Here is a 5483-nt window from a genome sequence, read left to right as displayed (position 1 = left end):
GTCCCAGTAGATGATCGCCGCCGCCACGGCCGCGACCAGGGCAACGATGCCGATCACGATCCACGCCACCGGGTTGGCAAGCAACGCGGTGTTGACCAGCCAGATCGCCCCTTGCCACAGCAGCATGGCGCCCTCGACCAGGCCCATCCACGCCACCATCAGCACCAGGCCGGCGACAAACGCGACCGCCATCACGGTGTGGTAAAGGAACATGGCGATGCTGCGCAGGCCCACCATGGTGAGGACTTTCCAGACCGTGACCAGGCCAAGCCAGACCATCTTCGAAATTCCGACGGTCAGGGTGAGTAACGACAACGCGGCGATGATGCCGAACACCACCAGCACGGCGATGCTGATCACCCGGGTGATGTTGGGGAACAGTTGCGACCAGCGTGTCAGGGTGGTGGCCACGCCCGTCAGCCTGGCCATAAGCGGCTCCAGGATCGGCATCAGCGATTGGCCGAAGGCAATGCGCAACGCCTGCACGGCAGCGGCGAACTGCTGCCACGGGTCTACCATGTCCTTGGCCATGCGCTCGGCATTCTCCAGGCCACGCACGTTGCCCAGCTGTTCCATGCCGTTTTTCAGCCGGCCGGTGTCGCCCATCAGGCTGGTGATCAGGCGCGCCGCTTCGCCGCCGAAGGCATCGCGCAGCTTCTTGCCGTTGGCCTCGATCGACAGATCCCCGAACTTGCCCTTGAGCTTGTCCAGGATGTCCATCATCGGCAACAACTTGCCCTGCTGGTCCACAAAGGACATACCGAGCTTTTCCGAGGCGCCGCTGACGTTCTCGAAAAACGCCTTGTACAGGCCGCCCGCCTCGCCGCCTTCCATGCTGCTGCCCAGGGTGCCCAGAACGGCCATCTGTTCCGCCAGGCTCACGCCGGCAGTGCTGGCCAGCCCGCCGGCGGCCTTGAACGCCTCGCCAATCTGCGCGCCGCTGGTACGGAACAGTTTCACCGCCGTCGCCGTCTGACCCGCCAGGGTTTCAACCCATTCGCTTTTGCCCATGGCATCGGCCTGGCCTTTGAACAGGCTGTACATGGTGCCGACGTACTGCCCCATGGTGTCCGCGTCGGATTTGGTGGCCTTGGCCAGCACGTTGCTGGCATTGGTCACCATCGCCAGTTGGCTGCCCGTTAACCCCTTCATCGCGCCGTCGATGCTGTACGCCGAGGCCACAAAGTCCCTGGCGTTCTCGCCGTAGGCCACCGAAAACTCCAGCGACTTGCGGTTCAGCGCGTTCAACGCATCCTCGGCCACGCCCAATGAGCGAACCTCGCCCAGGGCGCGGTTCATCTCCAGGGCTGGCTGCAATGACTCGTTGATGGCCACGCCGGCACCCATCAGACCCGCCAGGCCAAGGCCCATGGTCTTGATGTTCTTTTCGCTCTGTTCAGCCAGGTCGGAAAAGCCCATTTTCACCTTGCCCAGGGGCGCGGTGACCTTATCGGTCAGGCTCAAAATGAAGGCCAGGCGGGCGCTTTGGTCAGCCATCTAGGGGTTATCCGTTCAGTGCGTAGGCGATGCCGTTAGCGATGGCGATTTCCATCCGGCGCCAGTGTTCGTCTTCCAGCCATTTGGCCGTGCCCATCACCTCGGCGGTGGGCTCGGCACCAGGTAGCCAGCGGCTGGCCAGGGCTACCAATTGGCCCAGGCCGTTTTCGGTCAGTCGTTCGGCGTGGTCGAGAGCTTTTTTACGGTGATTTCAACGTCTGGGCCGTACTCCTCCAGGAGCGCACCGGCCAGTTGCATGACCAACACCGGGTTGCCCAACTGGGCCTTGAGGGTGGCGCGCTGTTCCTGCTTGACGGTGGTCACCAACAGGTTGTTCGCCGGCGAGACCTTGTTGTTTTGGGTCACCGCGTTGAAGTACTTGGTCACGTCCTGGGGAGTCAGTTCAAAGGTGAATTCCTTGTCGCCTACTTCCAGGGTGATCTCGCGTTTATCGTTCATGGGTGTTGCTCCGTTCAGGGGTAAAAGTGGATTGCTATTTGCGTGGGCAAACCCGCAGGGCGTGGTCTTGCAGCCCCAGGATCATTTGCCGACTGAGGGCAAGCTGATTTCTGAGGGTGAAATAATCCGGTCGAGCGTCTGCTGCGAGTTGGGCGGTGGCTGCATCAGCCACGCCGCCGGTGCTGGCACTGGCGGGCACTGAGGTATGGCAGGTGGCGTTGACGCGCAACCGCTTACGGCCAGCGGCAACATCAAGGCGCAAAGCATCGTTTTCAGCGCGTTCATGGTTCAGTTCCTGGGTTCGTTGAAGGTCGATGGCGTCACGGTCGGCCAGCATCTCGCCGCTGATCCGTGCGGCTTCGCGCAGCCCGGCCACTTCGGACAAGGCGCTGTCACGCTCGCGGCGGGCGTCGTCGCGCTGGCCTTCCAGCAGGCCAAAACCGAACCAGGCCACCAGGCACAGCGCTAACGGGAAAAGGGCTTCGCGCAGCATCACAAACCCGCCTTGCAAAGCTCGACCTCGGCCAATCGGCGCGCGTGCAGGCCCGGGATAAATACCTTTTTGCCCTGGGCGGTGGTGATGAAGGCCCAGACCGGTGTTTTGCCGTCAGGCGCCCAGGCTAGGGCCTCACAGCCGTCCCCGATGCGGCCGGCGTTGATCAGGCCCACGGCGCGACTGGCGCAGGTGCTGGGTGTGCCGAAGTTGTGGCCATGGCTGCTCAGGGCGTCGAAAGTGTCCTGGCCCACGTCCTGGTTGGTGATGCAGTCGGCCAACTGCAGTTGGCCTTTGCTGATCACCAGTTGCTCCACCTCATCGCATCGGGCGTCTGACCAGTAGTCACCGACCACCACCGGGTAAGGGCTGGTGTGACGAGTGATCCCCTTACACACGGTCGGCAGGCCACGGGCCAGCTTGTCCGCATACACGGTGTTCTGGCCGTTGCCTTCCCATGTGCCCAGGAACACCCCCAGCGTGGAGCTGCACAGAACAATGGCGCCGACGGCGATCTTGCCGCGCAGACTCATGGCTTCACCTTCCAGTCGCGCAACATCTGGCGGTACTTCGGAACCAGCAGCAGGATCTGCAACACCATGTACAGGGCAGTCAGCATGTAGGCCACAGCCGACCAGTCGACGGCCCCGGTCACGCCAGTGGCTGCAACGCCGATCGCAGGCGAGACCTTGACCAAGGCGATGGCAGTGTCCTGTGCGGCCTGATTTGTACTCATCGATGAACTCCTTTTTCGAAAAAAGACTGGCACGGGACGCAACGGGTCTTGCCTCCGAGCGCCTGGCGCGAAGCAGGAATCTCGTCGTCACAGTCCAGGCAGTGGCTACGGCTCGGCCCCGAGGGGCGCGGGCGGGCGAGCTGGGCCTGAATGCACCGCTCGCGCTCCAGCTCCTCGATCGCCTTGGCGTGGTCGAGCCAATCACCCATCAGCTCAAGCCCTCGATCTCGGTGGCATCCAGGTACGGCACGCCATTGATGCGAATAAAGTCCGGGCTGGTGACCTCAAACGGCACCTTGTGCTTGGTCTTCTCGCCGCCCTTCGGATCAATGCTCAACAGGCTGGAAACCTTCAACTTGCAGCCGAACGCCTCGATGCGCAGTTCGTCGTCGCCAGCCTTGGCAAAAAACACCGAGTCGAACGCGCCCAGCTTGCGAAAACTGCCGGCAGTACGGGCCGCGTCGATCAGCAAGCCGAAGTTGATCGAGTCCAATTCAAGCTCGCCAGCGGCCGACACATCGCCATCGACGTAGCCGTCAGGCACGCCACGGGTCTGCGCGGTCTTGCTGTTGTCGGTGATATCCAGGGTGCAGCTTTCGACGTGAACCTGGAGGTCGCCCAGGTTCACGTCAAAGTTCTTGCCGCCAATACGTGACATAGGGGGTTACTCCGAATCGTCGGTGGAAAGGTCCAGGGCGATGTTCGCCGTGAGGTCTTTCGGGCAGTTGTGGGGCTTGAGCTTGATAAACGCCTCGACGGCGGTTTTGCTCTTCCAAACCAGCACGATGTCGCCGTCTTTCGGCGATTCGATCTCGCCCGGGAGCACCTGGCCGGCGAATTTGACCGACTTGGCCATCTGGCGCAGGGGAGCCATCAGCGCATTGACGTTGACCGCCATGCTGTTGGCTGTGTTGTTCAGGCGCCGATCGGCCACGCGGCGGATCAACAGCGGACGCACCAGGCGCGCCGCCTTGTCGGCCAGGCGCAAATATTCGATTACCTGGTAGTCGCTGGCCGGGGTGTCCAACATGTTGCCGTCGCCCCAGTACACGCCCGGGTAGTCGGGATAGGTCTGTGAGACGGAAAAGCGGGCTTTGTCCAGCTCGGCACGGATGGCAGACGGCAGCGGTTTACCCTCGCTGTCGATCGGCACGGCGCCCAGGCCCAGCACCGCGCCAGTGGCCACGCGCATGGGGCTGTCAGCGATACTGACGGCGGCATTAGCCAGGCGACCAGCCAGCACGCCCAGGTCGTTACCGTGGAGCTGCGGAACCACCAGCACACGCGGCGCGGCCAGGCCGGCGGTGATTGCCTTTTGCTCGACCAGGTACTGCGCCCAGGTGAGTTTTTCCGCGATGCCGGCAGTCGCGGCCATGAAGAAGACGCGCCGCCCGTAGACATTGCTCACGCCAATGGCCGCATCGTGCATGGCTGACAGTTCGTCGCCCTTCGCCACAGGCTTAGTGATCACCACAGCTTCAACGGAAAAACCCTGTTGCTGCGCGATATCCAGGGCCACTTTCCAGTCGCCTTCAGGGGCGATCGGCGCCGCCAGGCACGCCCAACGGTCGCCGCCGTTCAAGCGTGCTGCAGTGATCTGGGTTTTCAGATCGCTTGCCGGAATGCCCAGCTCGTTGTCCAGATCGCTGTCGGTGTTGAGGGCGAGCAATTTGCCGGTGTTTTTCGGGCCGGCCCCGATGAACAGAAAATAGCGCTCGATCTCAGTCACGGCGCCTTGGCCCAGATTGAGATTGTTAACGCTGACTTTGCCAAGTGCCATGCTGTGCCTCGTTAGCGGGGTGAATTTAGGATTTGCTGCAGCACCTGGTTAACCAGCAAGCTGGTGTCACGTTCGCTGCTCGCGCCGAGGAACTGGCGCTTGGGCAAGGTGATATCCCAGCTCTGCGCGCCGGTAGATTCGGTTCGTTCGTCGTTCAAAATGCGGATCAACAGGCCGGCCTTGGCGTAATTCACATGTTCTTGAATCCACGCCACTGACGGCCGGGTCAGGCTCTTTTTGCCCTTCTGCCGGGTACGAAAGCCCAGGCGGCGCAGGCGCTTTGCCTGCTTGTCGGTGCAGGCGGTGCCGGGGGGAACCTTGTTCCAGCGGCGCATCTGCGCGGCCGTGCGCCGCTCTGACACGCCGTTGTGTTGCTGGGCGGCGACCCACCGGGTCAGAGCGTTACGCCAGCCCAGTTCAGCCTCGTCAGCACTCACACGGGTGACCTGCAGCAGCTTGGCCAGGCCGGCTTCCATCTTCTTTTTGCCCTTGCTCGATCCCTTGCGGGCCTCGAAAGG

10 protein-coding genes are annotated in these 5483 nt (G+C 62.6%); all 10 read right to left on the bottom strand.

Annotation, left to right across the window (positions count from 1 at the left end; all coding sequences use genetic code 11):
• A partial coding sequence (locus H097_RS23180; RefSeq protein WP_032862712.1) for a phage tail tape measure protein occupies nt 1-1497 on the bottom strand: 1497 nt, incomplete at its 3' end.
• Between the two features lie 7 nt (nt 1498-1504).
• Nucleotides 1505-1648 carry a hypothetical protein gene (locus tag H097_RS28450; protein WP_032862709.1) on the bottom strand — a complete coding sequence of 48 codons (144 nt, stop codon included), beginning with the start codon at nt 1646-1648 and terminating at the stop codon, nt 1505-1507.
• 20 nt (nt 1649-1668) lie between these two features.
• Entirely contained in the window at nt 1669-1956 is a 288-nt protein-coding gene (locus H097_RS23175; protein ID WP_032862707.1) for a putative phage tail assembly chaperone, read from the bottom strand.
• Between the two features lie 34 nt (nt 1957-1990).
• Nucleotides 1991-2449, bottom strand: coding sequence for a lysis system i-spanin subunit Rz (locus H097_RS23170; RefSeq protein WP_050593432.1), 459 nt, complete (start codon nt 2447-2449; stop codon nt 1991-1993).
• Complete coding sequence (locus H097_RS23165) at nt 2449-2982, bottom strand: lysozyme (RefSeq protein WP_032862703.1); 534 nt, start codon at nt 2980-2982, stop codon at nt 2449-2451. The genes H097_RS23170 and H097_RS23165 overlap by 1 nt, the downstream gene beginning before the upstream one ends.
• Entirely contained in the window at nt 2979-3185 is a 207-nt protein-coding gene (locus H097_RS23160; protein WP_032862702.1) for a hypothetical protein, read from the bottom strand. The genes H097_RS23165 and H097_RS23160 overlap by 4 nt, the downstream gene beginning before the upstream one ends.
• A complete protein-coding gene (locus H097_RS23155) occupies nt 3182-3394 on the bottom strand; it encodes a TraR/DksA C4-type zinc finger protein (protein WP_032862700.1) in 213 nt (70 codons plus the stop codon). Before H097_RS23155 ends, H097_RS23160 begins: the two co-directional genes overlap by 4 nt.
• Nucleotides 3394-3843 carry a phage protein gene (locus tag H097_RS23150; protein WP_032862699.1) on the bottom strand — a complete coding sequence of 150 codons (450 nt, stop codon included), beginning with the start codon at nt 3841-3843 and terminating at the stop codon, nt 3394-3396. The genes H097_RS23155 and H097_RS23150 overlap by 1 nt, the downstream gene beginning before the upstream one ends.
• Before the next feature lie 6 nt (nt 3844-3849).
• Complete coding sequence (locus H097_RS23145; protein ID WP_032862698.1) at nt 3850-4965, bottom strand: DUF2586 domain-containing protein; 1116 nt, start codon at nt 4963-4965, stop codon at nt 3850-3852.
• 11 nt (nt 4966-4976) lie between these two features.
• Nucleotides 4977-5483, bottom strand: a 507-nt coding sequence (locus H097_RS23140) for a hypothetical protein (protein WP_032862697.1), incomplete at its 5' end; no start/stop codon positions are given.

The sequence above is a fragment of the Pseudomonas sp. FH4 genome (assembly GCF_000510915.2).
Classification (GTDB): Bacteria; Pseudomonadota; Gammaproteobacteria; order Pseudomonadales; family Pseudomonadaceae; genus Aquipseudomonas; species Aquipseudomonas brenneri.
This window is presented reverse-complemented; position numbering and strand designations above follow the sequence as displayed.